Origin of the sequence: Microcystis sp. LEGE 08355 (assembly GCF_015207185.1) — a bacterium.
GTDB lineage: Bacteria > Cyanobacteriota > Cyanobacteriia > Cyanobacteriales > Microcystaceae > Microcystis > Microcystis panniformis.
This window is the reverse complement of record NZ_JADEXI010000717.1, coordinates 1-2,117: the sequence shown is the minus strand read 5'-3', so window position 1 is coordinate 2,117 and position 2,117 is coordinate 1. Positions and strand designations below refer to the sequence as shown.

Annotated in this window: 2 protein-coding genes; both read right to left on the bottom strand. The window is 50.4% G+C overall.

All coding sequences use genetic code 11. The features are described 5' to 3' along the window. Window positions 1-850 (bottom strand): bifunctional ornithine acetyltransferase/N-acetylglutamate synthase (gene argJ, locus IQ242_RS23260; protein ID WP_193961584.1); only part of this gene is annotated, 850 nt, incomplete at its 3' end. Window positions 851-1,002: 152 nt separating this feature from the next. Then, window positions 1,003-2,103 carry a peptide chain release factor 1 gene (prfA, locus tag IQ242_RS23255; protein WP_193961583.1) on the bottom strand — a complete coding sequence of 367 codons (1,101 nt, stop codon included), beginning with the start codon at window positions 2,101-2,103 and terminating at the stop codon, window positions 1,003-1,005. Window positions 2,104-2,117 lie beyond the last annotated feature (14 nt).

Sequence of the window (2,117 nt, the reverse complement as noted above, 5' to 3'; positions counted from 1 at the left end):
CTATTAAACAGGTGGCCCCTTCCCCATCCCGGGCGATCGCTTTGGCCAAGTATTGACAAACTTCCGTTAACATGGCCTCTAACTTTTGGGCATCCCGGCCCATTTCTGTGATCGCCGTGGTGCGCGATTGACCGTTAGCCAAGGCGATCAGACTGTCATTGGTACTGGTATCCCCATCCACCGTAATCTGATTAAAACTTTTATTAGCCGCCCGACTTAACATACTTTGCCAGAGAACCGTCGATACTGCGGCATCACAGGTAATAAAGGAGAGCATCGTCGCCATATTCGGGTGAATCATCCCCGATCCTTTGGCAATTCCCCCAATTGTGACCGGACGACCATCAATAGTGGTTTGCAAGGCGATCGATTTGGGGACTAGATCCGTGGTCATAATCGCCCGGGCCGTGCTTTCGCCACCATTTTCCGACAATAAACCCGCTAAGGTCGGTAAAGCGGCGGTTAACGCATCCATGCGAATCCGTTGCCCGATGACTCCCGTAGAAGCCAGCAAAATTGCATCGGCGGGAATCCCTAAAACTTGGCTCAAGGCGGCGGCACTGTCGAGAGCGTCTTGCCATCCAGCTTCCCCTGTGGCGGCGTTTGCTTGGCCAGCATTACACAAAATCGCCCTGGCGCTGGCTTTGGTTTGGAGGCGTTGACGGCAATAATCGACGCAAGCGGCCCGCACTTGACTGGTGGTAAAGACTCCTGCGGCGATCGCTTCTGTTTCCGAGACAATGAGGGCTAAATCGGGCAAACCGGACGGTTTTAGCCCCGCGGCCATCCCTGCGGATTTAAATCCTTTTGGGGCGGTGATCCCCCCCTCTATTTCCTGCCAATCGGCCATTTTCTCCCGTCTCCTACTCAAATTCGACGATCGATTATAGCAAGTAAAAAGCCAAAAAGTAGCAAAGGGTTTGACCGTTGCGGGTTGGCCAGAGGAGAGTGGGGAGCATAAATAAAAATAATCCAGGAGTCTCGGAGTCTCCTGTGTTCTGATTAGGCTGTCTCTTGGGCAGCGGCTAATTCTGCCAGTTTTCCCTGTTGATCCTTGGCGATACAGGATTGAATCACATCTTCGATATCGCCGTCTAAAATGCGATCGAGGGAAAAATTCTGATTTAAGCGATGATCGGTGAGACGATTATCCTTATAGTTATAGGTGCGAATTTTTTCCGAACGGGAACCGGTTCCCACCTGAGAGCGCCGCATGGAACTGACCGCTTCCTGTTGTTCCTGTAACTTCATATCGTACAGTTTCGCCCGGAGAATCTGCATAGCTCGTTCCCGGTTTTGCAATTGCGATCGCTCTTCGGTGCAGAAAACCCGGATTCCCGTGGGTTTATGGATTAAATCGACGGCAGTTTCCACTTTATTGACATTTTGACCGCCTGCACCCCCGGATCTAGCCGTGGTTAACTCAATATCCTTGGGATCGATATGCACTTCCACATCGTCCACTTCTGGCATAATCGCCACGGTAGCGGTGGAAGTGTGGACGCGACCACTCGCTTCCGTCAGAGGAACCCGCTGCACCCGATGGACTCCCGCCTCAAATTTCAGCTTACTATAGACGTTATCGCCTTTAATCTCTAAAATTGCCTCTTTAAATCCGCCCATATCCGCCGGAGATTCACTCAAAAGGCTAACTTTCCAGTTTTGAGTTTCGGCATATTTTGAGTACAAACGCACTAAATCCCCCGCCCAAATACTGGCCTCATCACCTCCAGTCCCGGCGCGAATTTCCAGCATGATATTCTTTTCATCGAGGGGATCTCGGGGCAGCAGCAGAATGGTTAATTGGTCTTCTAAAGTGGCGATTTTTGCCTCTAATTCTGCCACTTCTAGGGCGGCCATTTCGCGTAATTCGGGATCGCTGGCGGATTCTTTGAAGATTTGTTTCGCACCGATTAAATCCTCTTGACTTTTTTGCCAAATTTCGTAGGTGTTGACCGTTTCCTCTAGGGAAGCGCGGGATTTGGCCAGACGATGCAATTCACCCGGATTACTGGTGACATCGGGATCCGCTAGACGACGGGTTAATTCTGTGTAGGTCTGTTCTACAGATTGCAGTTTGTTGAGTAAATAACTTTCAGCCATGATCGATAATAAAT